Genomic DNA, 18,692 nt, shown 5'->3' on the forward strand with positions numbered 1-18,692 from the left:
GCAACATCAGGCGCCGAACATGCCGCGCGGTGCGGAAACCGATCCGGCTACTTGTCACCTATGGACTCCACGACGACGGCCTCAGGTTTACCGGCCGAACGCCATTGCCTCGATATTCAATTCAATAGGAGCGAATCGTGACCATTATCGACGCCGGCGACGCAGTATGCGAATTGAATATGTCGTATCTGTGGCTTGCGCAGCGCCTGCTGCAGGAAGATCGTGCGACAGGCATGTTTCGCCTCGGTGTGACGGCTGATATGGCCGCCGCGCTGGGCTCGCTATCAATGAAGCATATGATCGACCTTGCGTCGTCAGGACAGTTGGTTTGTGTGCCGCGCCCGGAGACGCACGATGTGGTGCGGGCACTGACGCGGCCCGCTCCTCCCGTCGACATCGGGCGCCTGCATGTCGCCATGACGCTGGCAAGCAGTTGGCCGGACGCCGAGGACGCTGCATGAGTCGCAAGGTCGAGCTGCCGAAATTGGCCGATGACGCGAAGTTGGTGATGGACGCGGTCGTACTGATCCGGCTGGGCGCGCGCCTCCCGATGCTTCAGACGGAGATTGCGCTTACGCATAATCGGCTTGCTCGCCTGTATCGTGAAGTAACGGGTAACTTCGCGACGAAGGGAATGCTGCCGTTTTCCACCGACTGGTACATGACCTGGATGGCGAATCTCCACTCGTCTCTCTTCTTCGGGATTTACCGGTTTCTCCTGAAGGAAGCGGGTTGCCGCCGACTCGATGCACTCGTCAAGGCGTACCGCGAGTACACGACTTGCTGCGAGATGATCCGATCCGGGCCAGTGCTTTCAGTGACGCGTGCATGGATGCTGGTGCGCTTTGTCGACGGCGGCGTATTGGATACCGTTCGGCGTGTCGAATGCGGCGCCCGATTCATCGCGTATTGCCACGGCGTTCGCCATCGTCCGCGCTGTATTGGATGCCATCTGCCGGCGCGTGCGGGCAAACGCGCTGGTGACGTGTGCCGGCGAACTGATGGAGACGGGCAAGATCGGTCAACCCGGCCTGCACGCGAACGCGGGCGTCGCTCAGCGAGCGATTAAGGTGTGTTTCGCTAGCATTCGTCGCTCCCGGGCTCCGCGCGCACGCCGGCCGCGATGAGATTGCCGATCGCGGCACGCAACTTGCCGTTCGGGATCGGTTTGTGCAATAGCAGGCAACCACTGGCATGCGCCTCGGCAAGCCGCTCGGCCCCCGTGTCACCACTGATCAGCATTGCGGGAATTTCCGCGTTGTATTCGGTGCGCAGTCTTTCGATGACTTTCAGGCCGTTGGTGCCACGGAGGCGGAAGTCGCAAACGATCAGGTCCGGGCGCTTGGAACAGGCAGATAGTTGCTCGACTGCGTCTTCATCGGATTCCGCGGCAATCGTCTCGTAACCCCACATGCCGAGCAGTCTTGACATCCCCTCGCGAATCGCGGGCTCGTCATCCACGATAACGACGAAGCCGTCAGCCTGAGTGAAATCGCGGGAAATTGCGGGGGACGTACTCGGTTGCCGGGGTGTCTCGTTCGAGCGATCCAGCCACAATTCGAAGCAGGACCCTCGACCGGGCTCCGAGCGGACGGCAAGACCACACTCCATCAGATCGACCATGCGACGAACTATTGCCAGACCCAATCCGAGGCCTTTACCGCGATCACGCTCGGGATTGTCGATCTGGTAATACTCCTGAAATATCAGGTCAAGCTGATCGTGTGGAATACCCCGACCGGTGTCCCATACTTGTATCGCGATGCGTGCTCCTCGACGGCGACAGCCAACGACTACCCTGCCCGAATCCGTGTAGCGTATTGCGTTCGACACGAGATTGCGCACGACACGTTCGAGTAGCACCGGGTCGGTATCGACGATCGCTCGGCATGGCACGCGCGATAGCCGGAGATTTTTTTCCGATGCGTCCAGTGCATGGTCGTTGCATACGTGCGCAAGCAACGGATCGAGCCGGAACGGCCGCCTGTGCACCTCGATTACTCCAGCATCGAGTCGTGAGACATCGAGCAGAGCACCGAAAAGCATGTTCAGTGTATCTGTCGACTGCTCGATCCGAAGGAGAATTCGCTCCTTTTCGGACGCGGTCGTCGCACCGCGCAGCGCGCCGACCAGCAGACTCAGCGCGTGGGACGGTTGACGCAGATCGTGACTCGCCGCTGCAAGAAAGCGCGATTTGGCCAGATTCGCTTCTTCAGCGATGTGCTTCTGGCGCAGCAAATCGTTCGCAAGCTGCTTCGCGGTTTCGTTGCGCGCACGCAAATCGGTCGCAAGCTGCTCGGCCTGGAAGCGCAAGCGGATGTTTTGGGTCGCACTTCGGTTGGCAAGCAATCCGAGGTAGGCGATGACACAGATGAACAGGAACATCATCGGAGTGGTCGCCTGCTGGACCTGATTGACCGAAAACGCAGCGACAAGGACATACGGAACGGTGGCCGGCAACAGGAATGCAAGAAACGCGGGAAAATAGGTGCCAAAGACCGGCACCGCGCCAGCGACGACGCCGAGTGTGGCGGTCACGGCAAGACTCTCGACCTCGAAACCGCCTCCGCTCGCGAGCTTGATCGACGACCAGCCCCAGCCAATGCCAGCCGCGGCACTACATGCAGTGAAGGCCATCGCCCATCGTGATCGAAGACGTGCCTTCATCGTCGAGCGGAAATAACGCCAGGCCAAAATCGCATGGACGACGGAACAGCCAACGATGTACGCAACCCACGCGGGGCCGGCAAACGGGTCGAGGTGTCCCAGTCGACTCAGCGAAATCGCGAGCGTGGCGGCAAGGAGCGTTCCGCCGGACACACTCAACGTCACAGTGCTATAGACGATCCTCACTTGCTCCGCAGCGATCTGATTCTGTGGATGCGTCTCCATTTGATGCGCTCCGTTCCCTTCATGCCGGATTCCATGCATCGCTTCCACGAACAGCGTCGATCAACACGCCTTGCCCGACGGCTCGCGCCAGTTCAGCCCTGCGATCAGTATGGTTCGCGCAACCCGACTGATCCCCGGCGCTGCGTTCCAGTACACTAAATCACATCGGCGTACAAGAAAAACGCAACGACGATAGCCAGTACTGCGATCCAAGTTATATTGACAACGATCAGGATATTGCGTCGCCGCCACGCCACATTCCCGATCGGATCAACACGGCGACATCTGGGACACGGTTCCATCGTTCTCGGGTCCAGCAAGTGGTGACATGCCGGGTTCGGACAGTACCTTGCATCGCTTCGTCTATTGCTCATACTTATACTTCCAACTCGGATCCGATTCGCAACCGTATCTTATTCACCTCACATTCTTTCTATTGCTCGAGAACACACTGTCGAGCACGACATTTCATGCGATCCGAAATTTGTCTGGATATTCGAACGTTCGTATGGACAACGAATGTGAGAGAAGACTCAGTGAACCGGCCTAACATCAGTGTGCATCGAAAAACATGAATATCCAAAAGCTCCTGCGGTTCGCGGACGACAAGGGCGGGACACTCTCGGTTTCCAGACAGCCTTCAAGGCCGTCGGACACGTCGATGGATAATGAAAGCCGAACGTGACAATTCATGACAGTCGGCCTGCGATCCGAGAGGTATGCTTGTCCTTGCAATGATCCCCCATCGTTGCATGTCCATGTGGTGTGTGTCCGTGAACCACCGAACCTTCCCCCGGGTTCGGTGGTTCTTTTTTTGCCGCGTCGACTATCCGCGGCCGGGCAAGCGGTCGCTCGGGTTCACTATGGCCTTGCACGCACGAGGGCCGGACCGTTGACTCGTGCAATGGAAAGACTGCGCGCTGGAAATCGATGGACCATATTTCAATAGCCAACTTGAATGGCACGTTTGCATTTTTCCGAAGTCAACATCACGTGGCAGTCACCATCCAGTTCTACCGGCTCAGCGGCCTCTTGCGCCGCCAAGTCGAGACCTTCAGGAGGGATAGGACAGTGCGGAAAGAACTTCGGAGTCCATGGCAGAAGCGAATCGGAACGGCTCTGGCAGCCATGCTCGCCGTCTGTGTCGCACCTTGCGCTTCGGCGGCCATCGATCGGCAGGACGTTCGGCCAACAGCCACCGACAGTACAATTACCGCCGGTATCCAGCCGCATATCGTCTATTCGCAGCGTGGAAACGCACCGGGGCCGCTTCTGGTCTTTATTCCCGGAACCGGCGGGAAGACGCCTAAAACGGCGGAGACCGAACAGGCATTCATCGGGGCAGCGCTCGCCCACGGCTATCGGGTGATCATTCTGTCGTACATCGATACACCAGCGATCGCGCAGGTCTGCACCAAGCGCGTTCTGGCAGATGACCCGTCCTGCGCGGAGCACGTACGCCAGAAGCGCGCATTCGGTGACGACACGACGTCGCGAATCGACGATGCGCCGCAAGATGCCATCGTTCATCGCTTGACTGCCCTGATTCGATATCTTGCCGCGCGCAATGCTGGCGAACACTGGGAGCAGTATCTCGCGGGCGAACGGTTGAACTGGCGCGCGATCGTGCTGTCCGGGCAATCGCAAGGCGGGGGAATGGCGGCCTACATCGCGAAACGTATCCCGATCCGCGGGGTGATCGATTTCTCGGGCGGTTGGGACATGCGCTCCGACAACGATATTGCGTCGTGGTATTCCGCGCCGAGTGCAACGCCGCCGGACCGCTGGTACGGAACCTACCATGCTGACGAAAGGTTCGCGTCGGCGATTGCGGCGTCATATCGAGCGATGGGTATACCGGTATCGCATCAATTCTCGCTGAGCGAACCCGTTCGTCGTCCTGATGGAAAAAACCCGGGGCACGGCGAGGGAGCAAGCAATCCGGTATACCTCGGGATCTGGGAAACGATGCTGACCGGGCTCGAGTGACGCTAGCGACGCGGGCGACATCGCAGCATCCGCGCTCGGGCTTCCAAAGCTTACCGGCCATCGTGTCCGGCGAATAGAGTGGGCGCCAGTCACTTATCGCAGCCAGCCACCGGCACCGGTCGATCGTGTCCGATTCGCATGCAACGGATGCCGTGTGATTCGATATGTTGCTCGATCCACCAGCCAGGAAACAACGCTCCCGCCAGCGAATGCGGCATCACGAATCGAACCGTCCGATCCGCCGCCGACATCGAATCGCGCGCTTGCGGGCGGCTGCCGTACAACTCGTCGATGACGCGCTCCGCCACATCCGGTAACTGCTCACCGGTCTCGCGCCCGGACTGAAACGTCAAGGCCGGCAACGGACGCGGCTATCGCACCGGGATAAACGATTCACGTTCCGTTATCCATCTCGTCTAGTGACTCTCCAAGTCGAATGATCGATTCTCGCTGCTGGGCGCCACATGCGATGCAGGCCGGCGCAATGACACCCATCACGAAACAGAGAGACGCTCGAACAATGGAACAACCGAAGAACGGACCGGGAAATCGACCTCAGACCACGCCCCCGCGATCCCGATCGGACAATTGCCGGCGCGGCGTCCATAACATCGGCAGACCAGTCAATCGGGGTCGCGCAACCGGTCGTCAATGAATGGGCGAATGATCTTGGACGCCATGGGCAATGTGCGCCCCTTCAGCGAGACCCACGAAAAATGCGCGTCGATATTCAACGCCGGCTGAGTGGGAATTTCCGCCAGCCCCGGTGCCGCATGACGCACGCCAATGACGATGGTATCGCTCAAACGCGCCAATTCGAGCAGATTGCCCAGCTCCCCGCATTGCAGATTGAACAACCGGTCCGGGTGGCCATCCGGACCGAATCGTTCCATCAACGCACGCCGCGTCGCTTCGGGCACGATCGTGCTGGCGATCTGGTAGCGCTTGAGGTCGGTCAAGGTCGCGGGCAGATTGCCTTTCAGGATCGGATGCCCCGGACGACACATGATCGCCCCTCTCATGATGCCGATGGGCTCGACGGTGAGATCGTGATCCGCGGGAATCGCTCGCGAATCCGCGATCAGAATGTCGAGCGAACGTTCGCGCAAAGCCTTCAGCAGTTGCTCCGGTTCCGTTCGCATGATCTGCAGCTTCAAATTCGGCTGATGTTTCGCAACGTATAGCAGCAGTGGCGTCATGAGGATAGCGCCCGGCCCGGGCCCCATGCCGATCGACAGACGCCCCAGCGACCCCTCGATCATCTGGGCCGCGGAGTCGGTCAACGCATCCGCATTGGCGCAAATCACGCGCGCCTGCTCGAGGACGAGTTGCCCGAGCGGCGTCACCTCGACCCGATGACCGATGCGATCGAACAACGCACCGCCCAGCTCCTCTTCGAGTGCGCGAATGCTGCGGCTCAGCGCGGGCTGGGTCAAAAAAGCGGCATCGGCGGCACGGCTGAACGAACTCAGTTCAGCGAGCAGGATCACGTGCCTCAATTGGGTGAGCGTCATGACGGTCCACCATAACTCAAACTCATCATATTTCGCAAAACAATGCATTGGACGTCAATTTTGCCTCACCGTAAGCTTGCCCTGCCCTCGGGAAATACACGGAGACCACGACGCATCATCCTTGGGGACAGAGCTCGAGTACGCCGTGGATCTTGCGATGACGGTTGACGCTCATTGCCGAAACAGGTCCTGTCCGTTTCATGATGTTCGTGAAACGGCCATTCGCGATCGATACCGGATTCTCCGGCGACGACGTCAAGCGAGAAGCGGAATCCGAACTAGCGGGGTACTCGGTCGTGAACTCTGCTCGGTATCGAACGGACAATATTCAGGATATCGAAATGAAAGTAGGTTACGCCCGGGTATCGACGGACGAACAACATCTCGACCTGCAGTTGAACGCGCTTCAGCAGTCTGGTTGCGACCAGATTTTCTCTGACCGCGGCATTTCCGGCGCCCGAACCGACCGCCCGGGGCTGCAACATGCATTGGCGGCGCTGCGCCCCGGCGATACGCTCACCGTCTGGAAGCTCGATCGTCTCGGGCGCTCGCTCAGCCACCTCGTTTCAGTCATCGGTGAATTGAACCTGGCCGGTGTGCGTGTCGTCTCGCTGACCGAAGCAATCGATACGCAATCGTCGGCAGGCCGATTCACGTTTCACCTGATCGCCGCCCTCGCCGAGTTCGAGCGATCATTGATCAGTGAACGAACCCGGGCAGGTCTCGCCGCGGCACGCATGCGCGGCAAACGGCCGGGGCGACGAGCAATACTTGACGCAGAAAAACTCGAGCAGGCACGGGCGATGTTGACGCATCAGTCGGAAGCCGCCGTCGCACGGCGATTCAAGATTCATCAGCGAACGCTGCAGCGCATGCTTAAAGCCACGCGCGACATACGCGGTGCAACGGCGCTGCCGGGCAATGCGAATCGTGCAGACTGTGGCGCACCCTTTTACGAGTGCCCAATCTGCAAGCAAGCGATCATGAAAGCGGAAAACATTGAGTCATCTGGGTACACACGGGCAAAAGGCCTGCGACGCAAGACAGAATTGCCGTTGTCCGGCATATCGGTCGCGGGCGTCGCCGTTCGGACACGCCTTGAATGCGGAGCCGCGTCAATATGCGGCTCCCCGTCGTGTGTCGCTGCGATCACGTGACCCGACAGGGCCTACACCAATACGATGGCGAGCAAGCGCAAAGGCAGCCGACCGCCGCTCCTCTTCACGACGTCCATTTAGCCGGTTACGCGCCGTACACCTGCGTTCGCGGCATACCACGCCGACCTGATCCGATTCAAGACAGTCACCATGGCCCATTCCGTATCGTCCCCGCAGTTCGCACGTCGAGTCAGCAAGAAACTCGTCGTGGCCACGGTCGCCGGCAACGCGATGGAGTTCTACGACTTCGTCACCTACGCGTTCTTCGCGATTTATATCGGCAAGACCTTTTTCCCGGCGTCGACGCCGTCGGCAAGCCTGTTGTTGTCCGTCGCGGTATTCGGCGTCGGCTTTCTTGCCCGCCCGTTGGGCGGTGTTCTCATCGGCGCGTTCGCCGACCGTGCGGGACGCAAGCCGGCGATGCTACTGACGATCGGACTGATATCCATCGGCACGCTGGGTCTTGCACTCACGCCGGCCTACTCGTCCATCGGCATGGCCGCTCCGGTCATCGTGGTTGCGTGCCGACTCGTGCAGGGCCTCGCCCTTGGCGGCGAGGTCGGTCCATCCACGGCCTATCTGATCGAGATCTCCCCGCCGACGCACCGGGGACTCTACACCAGTTGGCAACTCGCGAGCCAGGGCATGGCAGTACTCATTGCCGGAGTCATCGGGTTGGCGGTGATCCTGTGCCTGACGCCGGAACAAACCCAGGCATGGGGATGGCGATTGCCGTTCGCCGCAGGTTTGCTGCTCTTGCCGATCGGGCTGTTTCTGCGCCGGTATCTTCCGGAATCGCTGCCGCGTGACGCGCACGTTGCAAACGAAGCCGGACTCGCAGCGCTCAAGCAGCACCGCAACATCATCGTGCTCAGCATGTTGGCCATCCTCGGCGGCACGATCGCGACCTACGTGATCAATTTCATGACCACATTCGCAATTTCCTCGTTGAAGCTGTCTCCCGCTGTCGCGATGAGCGCAACGATCGTCAACGGTCTTTTCACGCTGGTATTCAGCGTGCTGGGCGGATGGATGACGGACCGATGGGGACGCAAACCCGTCATGCTTTGGCCGCGCCTGATCGCTTCGTTGCTCGCCGTACCGACGTTTCTATGGATGACCGAAGCGCCATCGCTCGGATCTCTGCTCGCTTCGACGGGTTTGCTGACGATGCTTTCCTCGATGAGCGGATCCGCAGTCATTATCGGCATACCCGAAATGCTGCCGCAGCGCATACGCGCAACAGGATTGTCGGTCGCCTACGCGCTCAGCGTCTCGGTATTCGGCGGATCCGCTCAATTCGTGGTCACCTGGCTGATCAATATCACCGGAAACGCGATGATGCCTGCATGGTACATGTTCGCCTCGGGCCTCATCGCCGTCGCCGGCACGATCGCGCTGCCTGAATCACGGGGTCGTTCGCTTTGACCTCGCGAGCGTCTTCCACGCGCCGGCCGCGTTGCCTTCGTTTCATCTGGCGATCGGAATTGGTTCGCGCAACAAAAAACCCTGATGCACAAGATGCGCATCAGGGTCACGCATGACACGACGCGATCAACGCGTCGCATCGCCATCACATCAGAATTTGTGTCGGATACCGACACGTGCCACGACCTGCGAAGTTCCCGTGGAATACCCGCCGGCGCCCGAGACACCAACAAGGCCGTCCGTCCCGCTTGAACCTTTCTGATAAACCGCCTGCGCATACAGATCGGTGCGCTTGGACAGGAAGTAGTCGGTCATCAGGCCGACCGTATGAAAATTCCCGCCGGCCCGATCGCCGTTCGCACTAAGCGTCAAGCGCGTGTAATCGTACATTGCCCCAAGCGCCAACGTAGGCATCACGAAATACTGCACATTTCCTTCCACGTTCAGGAATCGAGCATACGCCGTCGGCGTCTGCATCAACGACTCGCTCGCCATCACGCCTAGGGTCGCCGGACCCACTGCATAGCTTGCGCCGATTCCGCCTGTACGCTGATTCGCGAACGCGACAGTCACGGCTTTCCCGGCCGCGGCGCTGGCGAGGCCACTCAACAAGCCCGCGAACGGAATACCGTCGGTCTGCGCGCCCGCCGAATTGATTGTGGCCCCGTTCTTCAGATCGAGATAGGCGGCAGCAACCGTGAACGGGCCGTTCGAATAGCGTGCACCGACGCTCCATGCACGATTGTTCGAGAACTGCGTCGAATTGCTGAAGCCATACAAGCCGCCGAACTGGAAACCGCCGTAATTCGCACTCGTGTACTTGACCGAGTTGTTGATGCGGAACGAGTTGTCCGTATTGTCGTTGTCGAACGGATGCGAGAAGAACGCGCCGCCCCAATTTCCGTTGGCGGTCATTGGTCCGAGGTAATCGACGACCGAATCGTACTGGCGACCCAATGTGACCGTGCCGGCGTTCGCCGACGAGAGGCCGACATACGCCTGTCGGCCGAACATGCGACCGCCTTGACCCAGTGCACCGTTGCTGGCATTGAACCCGTTCTCCAGCTGGAAAATAGCCTTCATGCCGCCCCCGAGATCCTCGGTACCCTTGAGTCCCCAGCGGCTGCCTTGCAACACACCGCTCTGCAGCGCAAACACGTTGCCGCGAGTCACGTCGCCATTCGCGCCAGCCACCGCGACGTTGTTCGTATAGCTCAACCCCTCGTCAATGATGCCGTACAGGGTGACGGAGCTTTGGGCGTGCGCGAGACTGGAAAATGCCCCAACGGCCGCCAGCGCGATAATAGACTTATTCATGATGATACGGTCTCCGAATTAAGTATCCGACTCGATGCAACAGAAATGAACCTGACTAGGCGGAACCGATGTTAGCAAAGACAATTCCGCTTCCAAACCGGCCCGTTGCACGCGAGCATCGGACTGTCAAACATTGTCACGCTCGCCTTCTGATCTGGAGATCAAGATCGCGCTGCCGGATAATCAACCCACCGAAGTCACGCGCTTTGGTGCGCGACGCTCAAGTGCGAGCGGCGTCGCGTGCGTTATCTCCAAGTTGAATCCGCGGCAACTCATGTTGCTGCGGCTTTTTCTTCGCGCGTGAGATTCGAATAACCGCGCGCGGCTCGGCCTGATGCACGCCCCCCTCGTCGTGTCCCGGGACGCCGTTCAATCCGGTTTAACTTTAATCGCCCGCTCCAGCCGATATCCGTATCCATAAAGCGATATAAGCCGATAGCCGCATTCCGGCCGCAGGCCGAGTTTCGTTCGCAATGAAGACATGTGTGTGTCGATTGTCCTCGACGATACGTCGGTGACTTGTTTCCAGACGATGTCGATTATGTGTGCGCGCGACAGGGGCCGATCGAAAAACTGGAACAACAGCAATGCGAGATCGAACTCCTTCTGCGTGAGGGCCACGGCGGTGTCACCGACATACGCCTGCTGCTGGTTCATGTCGAAACGAAACTGATCGAATTCGCGCGTCGCATTGTCAGTGTCGACCGAATATGTTCTGCGCAATAGCGAGGCAATTCGTGCGCGCAGAATCGTACCAGACACCGGTTTGACGACGTAATCGTCGGCACCGGCATTGAGGATATGTGCAATGCCGTCTTCCTCGCTCCGACAGGTCATGAAGATGATCGGCAGCCTTGCTCCGAACGGTTTCGTGCGCACCCATCTCAACACGTCCTCTCCGGACACGTCCGGAACGTTCCAGTCGAGCACCAACAGGTCAAACGTCTCGCGCTGAAGACGCCGCATCAGCGCCTTGCTCCTGGAGAATTCGTAGCAGGTATGTCCTTCGTCCGACAGGGTGCGATTGACGAACTCCGTTTGCATCGGATCGTCATCGAGGATGGCAATTCTCATGGCGATTTGTAAAAGCACACGATCTCTTTCTGCATGATCCGTCAGGTTTCCGGATCATGCGCATTTGGTTCAAGAAAACAAATGACGTACGCCATACAACAACCATCTCGCCGCACTCGTTTTCGGCTCCATCGTCGATTCGTCAGCCGATGATCGCGCATCGCGCAACCGTGATTCGCCTCGTCTAAATTCGGAGAGATGCCGAAGGTCGTTCGCCACCCGTTCGATGACGGGTGCCCACTTCCGGTACTCGGTCTGCCGATATAACGTCAGGCTCGGATACCACGGGCTGTCCGCACGCTCCGTCATCCATACCCAGTGCGGATTGACGTCGAGCAATAGCCAGGTCTGCACGCCTAGCGCCCCGGCCAGGTGAGCCACCGACGTGCACACCGTAATCACGAGATCCAGCGTCGACAGCAACGCAGCCGTATCGTCATATGAATGCAGCTCGACGGTCGGATCGGTGATGGCCATCCCCGCTTCACGCATCGCGCGGAGCTCATCGGATGCATCCAGTTGCAAATTGACGAATTCGATTTCGTCGATGTCCTTGAATGCGTTCGCGTAAGCGAGCGGCTCGATCGAACGCAGCGGATTGCGTCGGTGAATCCGATTTCCGCTCCATACCAGCCCGACACGCAACCGGCCATCGTTCGCCCCACGGCATCGCCCGCGCTCGAGCGCGCCGGGATCCGGCTTCAGGTAATGCGTTGCACCGGGCAATCGGTCCATCGTGACACCGAGTGCCCGAGGCAGACTGGCAAGCGGCAATTCGAAGTCGAATACGGGTAGTACAGACACATCGTGCGGAACGATCGCATCGACGATGCCCTCGAGGGTACGACTGAACAGCGACAGGAATTGCGCGAAACAGCAGTACACGAGCTTGCCGCCTTCTGCATGAACACGTTCCGCGAGTTGCGGCACGAAGCGCATGAACTGAATCGCGTCGCCGTTTCCCTGCTCTCCCCAGACAAACAACGTCTTGCCGTTCAGCGATTCACCGGTCCACCGCGGCACCGGCAGGTCCGGCGACACGTCGCGCAGCTCCGGCGAGCCAAGCCAGCGCGCTTCGTGGTTCGCCCATCCCTGCACGTAATCACCTTGCAGCAATTGCAACATCGCCATTGCCCAGATGATCGACGGATTATTCGGATCGAATTGATGGGCACGGTGAATCGCATCCAGCGCCGCGCTCCACTGCTGCCTCTCTTTAAGTACCTGAACGTGGGTAAGCAGCGCGACCGGATAGTCGGGCGCCAATGCACAGGCTCGCTCCGACGCCACTTCGCTGCCGGCCAGATCATGCTGCTCGAGCAGGGCGAGCGACAGGTTGTTCCATGCCAGCGCATTCGACGGTTCACGCGCGACCAGTGCCTCGAGCAAGGGCTGCGCATGCAAAAAGTCGCCGAGTTCGATATGCGCGGCCGCAATGTTGTTTTGCAGCATCGGCATCGCCGGGTCGAGTTGCTCGGCGCGCGCGTACGCTGCCAACGCTTCACGGTGCCGTCTTGCACGCTGATGCAGCAATCCGAGATGGAACCATCCCGACGCGCTATGCGGCGCCGCCTCGCAGAATCGCTCGGCCAGGTCGACCGCGTTCGTTTGGTCCAGATGCCGAGCCAACAATTCGATCCACTCGAGAATCCACGGCTCGCCCTCTACCCCGCTCTGATAAGCCCGTGCATACCACCTGCTTGCCTGAGCCCAATCCTCCGACGCAGCGGCCTGTCTCGCACGTTCCACCCACGCCGGTGCATAGTCGGGGTCCAGCACCAACGCGCGTTCAATGAGTGCATCGGCGTCGGCCTCGCGTCCGCGCATGCGCATGACCCGGCTCCCGGCGATCAAAAGCGGCGGATCAGACACGTTTGTCGCGGCGACCTCATTGAAGAGACGCGATGCACCGATCAGGTCGCCCTGATCGAGCAGTCGGTCGATCAGCGCTGAAAGCGGTTCATGTGTCGTCATTGTTCCTCCCTGTTGTGTGCACGTCGCAGAGCGTCGGGGTCATCGTCAATCAGACTCGCATTCGGCGTCGCCCCCTGCTCGTCGCCGGTACCGGGAATCCGGTATCGTTCGCGATCCTCGCCGACCATCCAGGCCGGCGGCCGCCCTCGTCCGCTCCATGTTTGTCCCGTCGCCGGATTCCAGTATTTCGGTGCCGGTCTTCGGCTTCTATCGAGCGTGCGTGCATTGCGTGGTATCACTTCGAAGTCGAAGCCGAACTCCTGGAGCACCGCACGCACGCGCGCGGCCACGAGATTCTCCAGACGGTCCTTTTCCATCGCACGCTCGCGCTCGATTTCGCTCTTCAGCTTTTCGTATCGTTCGAGCAAAGTCCGATAGCGACTCATGATGTCCCCTTCATCAAGCATTCGGTTCCGGCAACTTGCAGCAACAGTTCGTCGTAGCGCGCCACCACCTGGACATCGGTCGACAAAAAGCGCCCGATACATCGTCTTTGGCGAGCCCGGTATTCCTCCCACTCCCGGTCGTGATGTCGAATCGCCCGTACGAGTTGACGCGCGCCTTCGTCGACATCCTGACCGGCGTAGTAATAGCCCAGGTCCCGGCACAAATGCGCGTTGTGCACGAACGGATAGCCTTTCCAGCACACGTCGAAATAGAAATAGTTCAGCGCGAGCCCCCACTGATGGGACACGACGATGTCGGTATGCTCGGCAAGAAATCGTGGCGTTTCGAACAGGCCGACGAAGCTGGCCTTGCGATCGCGCACGATATCCAGGTAATTCGCGACGCCGATGAATTCGGGACGATGCAGCGCCAGATGCTGCGCGTTCGTCACGTGAAGGTGGCCAATCTCCTGCCCCACGGCACGATAGGCGTTTTCGACGATCAGTATCGGATACAGGCAGAACTTGAGTACATCGATGTTCGCCTCCATCACGGACAGCCGTCGCGGTCCGCTGGCCGGCCGGTATTCGCCATCGTTCGGCAGATCGCGCGTACGGGCATCGATACACATCGGGTCCCAAACGAACGGCACTTCCCGGATCGGACATCGACGCAACGTCTTGAAGAAATGCAGGCTCGTCTCGACCACCTGCGGGATCACCCACACCTCGTCATAGCGCTGGTTGATAAAGACGGAATCGCACATCCGGCGATCGAAGATCATCGCCTCCATCATCTGCACGTACTCCGGGCCGCAACAATAACTGACGAGCCTGGTCCCGCGCGCCTTCAGATAGTCGGTCTGGTCGGCATTGATCTGGCCACCCAACTCGATCAGAACGTCGAGATCATCCTTGACGTCCTCGAAGTGCCTTACCGGGTAGCGTTCGAGGTCCCATGGCAGTTTCGACGTGATCGCGACGGACGTCGTGTTGACCAGCATCACACGATGACGCAGCGGCGAGTGCTGGAATACGCGCATCAGATACAGTGCGTTCTGCTTGATGCCATTGACCCAGAGGCTTTCCGCCTCATCCTGCAGGCCGATCGTGACGCCGATGCGAAGCGATCCCCGCATACTCCCGCGATGCGGCGACGTTGTCGTGTTCATTGCGCGGCCCCCCACTGGAATTGCACCTGACGGCGCAAGATGAGGCAGGAAGGCGGAGCATCGACAAGAACGACCGTTTCTTGCGGATGCGACGAATCGGTATAGACCGTGACGGATTTGACGAGAGGAGTGGCCCGATAACCGGCCAGCTCGGCGCGTGCGACCTGCGCACAGGACAGCGGTGCACTGGAAATCCGCTCGGCCAGCACCGAACAGCCTCCCGTCACACCCGGAACCGTGACAAGCGACAACAGCGCCGAGGATGTCGGAAATTCGATGCCCGACAGCGAAAAGAACGGCCCGATGTCGGGATTCGTGCGCTGCCAGTCGAGCAGCACATCGGCCCGGTGCGCGTGATCGAACACCCGCGCCGACACCTGAGCGACAGCGTCGTAGCAGCGACGAACGCCGATTTCCTGCGCGGCATGTGCAAGGACCGTGACCGGCGCAGCGGGCGGCGGCACGGCAGGCGCCGGCTGCGCGAGTACTGCAACCGCACCCCCCGACACAGCGAGCGCAACGACGACCAGAGTAAATAAAGTGCGGGTGGCCATGTGTATTACCCTCCGCTGAAGACCGACTCGATCGCCGCTGTGTATTGCTCGACGTTCGCGGGCAGTTCCGGGTCCAGCGATGCCAGAAACGCTCGTGCGGTGCGCCGATAGTCCTCGAGCCGCAAATCGTGCTCCGCGAACGCGCGACGCAACGCGAGCGCGCCCTGTCGACAATCGAAGCCGTCATAGCGGTACCCGCAATGGCCGAGCAGCGTCGAGTTGTGAATCAGCGGGAAACCACCGTGCAGTGCCTCGTAGTACAGATAGTTCTGCGCGTTCTCCCACTGATGCGAAACGATCGCGTCGGCCTGGGCGGGCAAGATGTCATACACCGGCAACCTCGGTTCGAAACTGGCGCGCCCCTGCCGGGTCAAGTCGAGACCGAGGGCAAAGCCGACAAACGCCGGATCCTCCTTCAGCGTCATTGCATTGAAGACGCGCAAGTAATCAATGAATTCAGGATCCTGTCGATGTGCGACATCGGCGATCAGCATCGCGAGATGCGCGGTCTTGACCATGCAGATGTTCGGTTCGAGCACGGCAATGCGCCAGCGAGCACGCCCGGGCACGTAGTCCAGCGTTCTGTCGACGTCCACGCCCTTCATCGATTGCTCCAGCAGCACCGGGCTCCACAAGTGTTGCATCGCTTGTACGCGTGCCCGCGAGCCGGCCTCGTAGTAGCCGGTGCAGGTCTTCTCGAAAGCCGGCAGCGTCCAGACCGCGCTGTACGGCGTGCCCGACAGCGACAGCCCATGTGGCTTGCCGAACATCATCCGTTCGATGTCGATGACGTAATCGTTTGCGACACGCATGCCGATCACGCGACCACCTCGATCACGAAATGACCGCGCCCAGTCGGGATTCAGCTGCGCGCTCAATTCGATCACCACGTCGAGCTTCTCTCTCGCGGTATCGAGGTCGATCACCGGTGCGGGCGAAAGCGCGAGGAACGAGGCCGCTTCCGCCGGGCTTCCATCGCCGCCGTTGACCAGATATACCTCGTCGACCAACGGCGAGCGCCTGAGCAGCATCGCGAGGAAATAGACATTCTGGAAGATGCCGTTCTCCCAGATCGATTGCTGGCCGGTCCGCAGAAAAATCGTGACGCCGACCTTCACCCGCATGGGATGGGACATCACGCCTCCCTGCCGCGACCACTCGCGGTCACGTTCAGCAACTGCTGGAAGTAGCGCGCGCCGTTTTCTGGCGAGTGCGGATGGAGTCGCGCCAGGAATGCGCGCGCGCCACGCACGTAGTCGGCATGATTCGCGTCATGCTGTAACGCCGCGCGGACAAGCGCGTGGGCCCCGGCCGACACGTCGAATTCCGGGTAGTAGTAGCCGAGCGCGCGCAGCCACGTCGAGTTGTGAATCAACGGATATCCACCATACAGCGCATCCAGATACAGGATGCTCTGATCGTTCTGCCACTGGTGCGCGACAACCGTGTCGGACAACCGACTCATGTAGCCCGCGAAATCCTGCCGATGATCGACGTAGACGCGCTCCTCGCGGTGGAGATCCAGCGCGTTGCGCATGAACGAGAAGGTCGGATGCTGTTCGAGATGAGCGGCATTAAGGACCCTCATCTCGGCGATCGCGCCAGGCTCGGCTCGAAACGCCGCGTCGCAAATCAGCATTGGCACCATGCAGCACTTCATGACGGAAACATTGGGCTCGAAGATCGCCACACGCAGCGCCCGCGGCGCGGCATGTTGAGTCTCGACCGGCACGTATCCGAATTGCTGCCCCACCGCATTCAATGCGTTCGCGCGATGATCGACGAACATCGGATCCCACAGGAACGGCACTTCATGGACCGGACACCGATGCACGGCTTCCAGCATCGGTCCGAAAATGCGGTCTTTCGGGAATATCCAGATCTCGTCACATCGATCGGCGCGCGCGACATATCCGCCGCGCTGAAAGATGCTCGGCTCGATCAACCCGACATACGGTTGCCTGCAACACAGATGGACGACCTTCTTGCCGCGCGCGCGCAGATGGTCGAGCCATGCGATGTCGAGGCCGGCGCTCATTTCGATGACGACGTCGACGAGCTCCGTTGCTTCGTCTGGACGCACCATCGTCAGGTCCGGCATCAGTGCCTCGCCGTCCGCCGGCATGCACGGCTCGAAGCCACAATTGAGCAGGATCACATCCCGAACTGCCGGCAGCCCACGCAACAGCTTGGCCAGGAAGAATACGTGCTGCGCCAGTCCGTTGGCACAAATGGTGTCGCCGGGCCGGGGGGCCCATGAAATTCCAATTCGCATCGTGTTTCGTCTCGCCCTCGTGGGGCGTCCTCGTGTTTTTCTCGAAACAATTTCTACAGCGATACCGCTACTTCAACTTCCGACTGAATCGCGCGTCACCATTGCGGCGACCGGCAACGCCCGAGCACCGACGCCCTCGTCTCGTCGGCATCGAATAAAAAGGAGGATCGGATCGGGGAAATCCGATCCTCAAGCCCCAAACATTCTCCGGAACGCACGAGGATTCGTCCGGAAACAATCCAGCCCGGGGCAGCACATCAGTTTTGTTGCAATACGATCTCGACACGACGGTTCCGCGCGCGACCGCTGGCCATGCTGTTCGTTGCGACGGGATTCGCCTTGCCATATCCGTGAACCTCGAATTGCTTCGCGTTCAACCCGTGCGCCTGCAGATAGCGCGCGACCGTCTTCGCACGCTGCTCGGACAGCCGGACGTTGTATTCACTCGAGCCGACGCCGTCGGTATAGCCATTGACGGTGACCGTGCCGAAGACAATGCCCTTCGCCTCCGAGGCCAGTTTGTCGAGTTGCGCGGTCGCGACCGGTGTAAGCGACGCGTTGCCGGTTTCGAAGTTCGCATCGCCCGACAACGTCATCTGCCGCGGTGGCGTTTGGTCGACAGGCGCGGATACCGGTGCCGGTGTCGAGGCGCTCGCACCGCACTGGAACGTCAGCAGACGGGTGTTCGGCTTGCCGTCCGACGTCGTGGATGCGAGCGGCGCATCATCCTGGACCGGCCGCATCGGCTGATCGCGACAGATCTCACGCGCCTTGCTGTAGCACGTTCCTGCTCCTTCAAGCAGTCCGTAGCAACTTACCCGGTAGGTCTTCTGCCCGTCCTGCCGATCCACCGACCACGCGCTGAAGGTCGGGCCGGACGATGACGAGCATCCCGCCAGGGTAGCCAGCGCCGCAATGCAGAACATTGCCTTATACATGTCGTACCTCATGTTTCATGTC

16 protein-coding genes and 1 pseudogene are annotated in these 18,692 nt (G+C 60.0%); 5 read left to right on the forward strand and 12 right to left on the reverse strand.

All coding sequences use genetic code 11. The features are described 5' to 3' along the window. Positions 1–137: 137 nt before the first annotated feature. Positions 138–461, forward strand: coding sequence for a flagellar transcriptional regulator FlhD (locus HW466_RS04465; RefSeq protein ID WP_151002940.1), 324 nt, complete (start codon positions 138–140; stop codon positions 459–461). Then, entirely contained in the window at positions 458–1,069 is a 612-nt protein-coding gene (locus HW466_RS04470) for a FlhC family transcriptional regulator (RefSeq protein ID WP_151002942.1), read from the forward strand. Before HW466_RS04465 ends, HW466_RS04470 begins: the two co-directional genes overlap by 4 nt. An 11-nt stretch (positions 1,070–1,080) precedes the next feature. On the opposite strand, the gene HW466_RS04475 is transcribed toward HW466_RS04470, so the two are convergent. Beyond that, a complete protein-coding gene (locus HW466_RS04475) occupies positions 1,081–2,892 on the reverse strand; it encodes an ATP-binding protein (RefSeq protein WP_151002944.1) in 1,812 nt (603 codons plus the stop codon). A gap of 1,119 nt (positions 2,893–4,011) precedes the next feature. Between HW466_RS04475 and HW466_RS04480 the strand changes: the two genes are divergently transcribed. Next, positions 4,012–4,881, forward strand: a complete 870-nt coding sequence (locus HW466_RS04480; protein ID WP_059847569.1) for an alpha/beta hydrolase family protein — start codon at positions 4,012–4,014, stop codon at positions 4,879–4,881. A gap of 89 nt (positions 4,882–4,970) precedes the next feature. Here HW466_RS04480 and HW466_RS04485 read toward each other — a convergent pair whose 3' ends face one another. After that, entirely contained in the window at positions 4,971–5,234 is a 264-nt protein-coding gene (locus HW466_RS04485; protein WP_151002946.1) for a hypothetical protein, read from the reverse strand. Positions 5,235–5,504: 270 nt separating this feature from the next. Then, entirely contained in the window at positions 5,505–6,395 is an 891-nt protein-coding gene (locus tag HW466_RS04490) for a LysR family transcriptional regulator (protein ID WP_059773215.1), read from the reverse strand. 341 nt (positions 6,396–6,736) lie between these two features. Here HW466_RS04490 and HW466_RS04495 point away from each other — a divergent pair. Together HW466_RS04495 and HW466_RS04500 are read left to right on the forward strand one after the other, a co-directional pair. Further along, positions 6,737–7,279 (forward strand): annotated as a pseudogene (locus tag HW466_RS04495) (recombinase family protein); the annotation flags it as partial. A 423-nt stretch (positions 7,280–7,702) separates the two neighbouring features. Continuing rightward, positions 7,703–8,980 (forward strand): MFS transporter, encoded by a 1,278-nt coding sequence (locus tag HW466_RS04500; protein WP_151002948.1) that lies wholly within the window; start codon positions 7,703–7,705, stop codon positions 8,978–8,980. Positions 8,981–9,130: 150 nt separating this feature from the next. Here HW466_RS04500 and HW466_RS04505 read toward each other — a convergent pair whose 3' ends face one another. From HW466_RS04505 to HW466_RS04545, 9 genes are all read right to left on the reverse strand, one after another. Continuing rightward, the gene (locus HW466_RS04505; RefSeq protein ID WP_151002950.1) at positions 9,131–10,297 is read right to left on the reverse strand and encodes a porin; all 1,167 of its coding nucleotides are present in this window, start codon (positions 10,295–10,297) and stop codon (positions 9,131–9,133) included. Between the two features lie 369 nt (positions 10,298–10,666). Next, positions 10,667–11,371, reverse strand: a complete 705-nt coding sequence (locus HW466_RS04510) for a response regulator transcription factor (RefSeq protein WP_059773203.1) — start codon at positions 11,369–11,371, stop codon at positions 10,667–10,669. Positions 11,372–11,440: 69 nt separating this feature from the next. Beyond that, positions 11,441–13,345 carry a tetratricopeptide repeat protein gene (locus HW466_RS04515; RefSeq protein WP_151002952.1) on the reverse strand — a complete coding sequence of 635 codons (1,905 nt, stop codon included), beginning with the start codon at positions 13,343–13,345 and terminating at the stop codon, positions 11,441–11,443. Continuing rightward, a complete protein-coding gene (locus HW466_RS04520; RefSeq protein ID WP_170296599.1) occupies positions 13,342–13,731 on the reverse strand; it encodes an H-NS histone family protein in 390 nt (129 codons plus the stop codon). The genes HW466_RS04515 and HW466_RS04520 overlap by 4 nt, the downstream gene beginning before the upstream one ends. Further along, a complete protein-coding gene (locus HW466_RS04525; RefSeq protein WP_239006120.1) occupies positions 13,728–14,903 on the reverse strand; it encodes a DUF2827 domain-containing protein in 1,176 nt (391 codons plus the stop codon). Before HW466_RS04525 ends, HW466_RS04520 begins: the two co-directional genes overlap by 4 nt. Next, entirely contained in the window at positions 14,900–15,457 is a 558-nt protein-coding gene (locus tag HW466_RS04530) for a hypothetical protein (RefSeq protein WP_151002957.1), read from the reverse strand. Before HW466_RS04530 ends, HW466_RS04525 begins: the two co-directional genes overlap by 4 nt. A 5-nt stretch (positions 15,458–15,462) precedes the next feature. Further along, entirely contained in the window at positions 15,463–16,593 is a 1,131-nt protein-coding gene (locus HW466_RS04535; protein ID WP_151002959.1) for a DUF2827 domain-containing protein, read from the reverse strand. Beyond that, positions 16,593–17,732 carry a DUF2827 family protein gene (locus HW466_RS04540; RefSeq protein ID WP_151002960.1) on the reverse strand — a complete coding sequence of 380 codons (1,140 nt, stop codon included), beginning with the start codon at positions 17,730–17,732 and terminating at the stop codon, positions 16,593–16,595. Before HW466_RS04540 ends, HW466_RS04535 begins: the two co-directional genes overlap by 1 nt. A 257-nt stretch (positions 17,733–17,989) precedes the next feature. Beyond that, entirely contained in the window at positions 17,990–18,670 is a 681-nt protein-coding gene (locus tag HW466_RS04545) for an OmpA family protein (RefSeq protein WP_151002982.1), read from the reverse strand. Between the last annotated feature and the right edge of the window lie 22 nt (positions 18,671–18,692).

This window comes from Burkholderia territorii (assembly GCF_902833055.1).
In the GTDB taxonomy this organism is placed as follows: Bacteria; Pseudomonadota; Gammaproteobacteria; order Burkholderiales; family Burkholderiaceae; genus Burkholderia; species Burkholderia territorii.

Coding starts and splice junctions, on each gene's coding strand:
- HW466_RS04470 (WP_151002942.1), top strand. CDS start 458: ATGAGTCGCAAGGTCGAGCTGCCGAAATTGGCCGATGACGCGAAGTTG.
- HW466_RS04475 (WP_151002944.1), bottom strand. CDS start 2,892: ATGGAGACGCATCCACAGAATCAGATCGCTGCGGAGCAAGTGAGGATC.
- HW466_RS04490 (WP_059773215.1), bottom strand. CDS start 6,395: ATGACGCTCACCCAATTGAGGCACGTGATCCTGCTCGCTGAACTGAGT.
- HW466_RS04500 (WP_151002948.1), top strand. CDS start 7,703: ATGGCCCATTCCGTATCGTCCCCGCAGTTCGCACGTCGAGTCAGCAAG.
- HW466_RS04505 (WP_151002950.1), bottom strand. CDS start 10,297: ATGAATAAGTCTATTATCGCGCTGGCGGCCGTTGGGGCATTTTCCAGT.
- HW466_RS04510 (WP_059773203.1), bottom strand. CDS start 11,371: ATGAGAATTGCCATCCTCGATGACGATCCGATGCAAACGGAGTTCGTC.
- HW466_RS04515 (WP_151002952.1), bottom strand. CDS start 13,345: ATGACGACACATGAACCGCTTTCAGCGCTGATCGACCGACTGCTCGAT.
- HW466_RS04520 (WP_170296599.1), bottom strand. CDS start 13,731: ATGAGTCGCTATCGGACTTTGCTCGAACGATACGAAAAGCTGAAGAGC.
- HW466_RS04525 (WP_239006120.1), bottom strand. CDS start 14,903: ATGAACACGACAACGTCGCCGCATCGCGGGAGTATGCGGGGATCGCTT.
- HW466_RS04530 (WP_151002957.1), bottom strand. CDS start 15,457: ATGGCCACCCGCACTTTATTTACTCTGGTCGTCGTTGCGCTCGCTGTG.
- HW466_RS04535 (WP_151002959.1), bottom strand. CDS start 16,593: ATGTCCCATCCCATGCGGGTGAAGGTCGGCGTCACGATTTTTCTGCGG.
- HW466_RS04540 (WP_151002960.1), bottom strand. CDS start 17,732: ATGCGAATTGGAATTTCATGGGCCCCCCGGCCCGGCGACACCATTTGT.
- HW466_RS04545 (WP_151002982.1), bottom strand. CDS start 18,670: ATGTATAAGGCAATGTTCTGCATTGCGGCGCTGGCTACCCTGGCGGGA.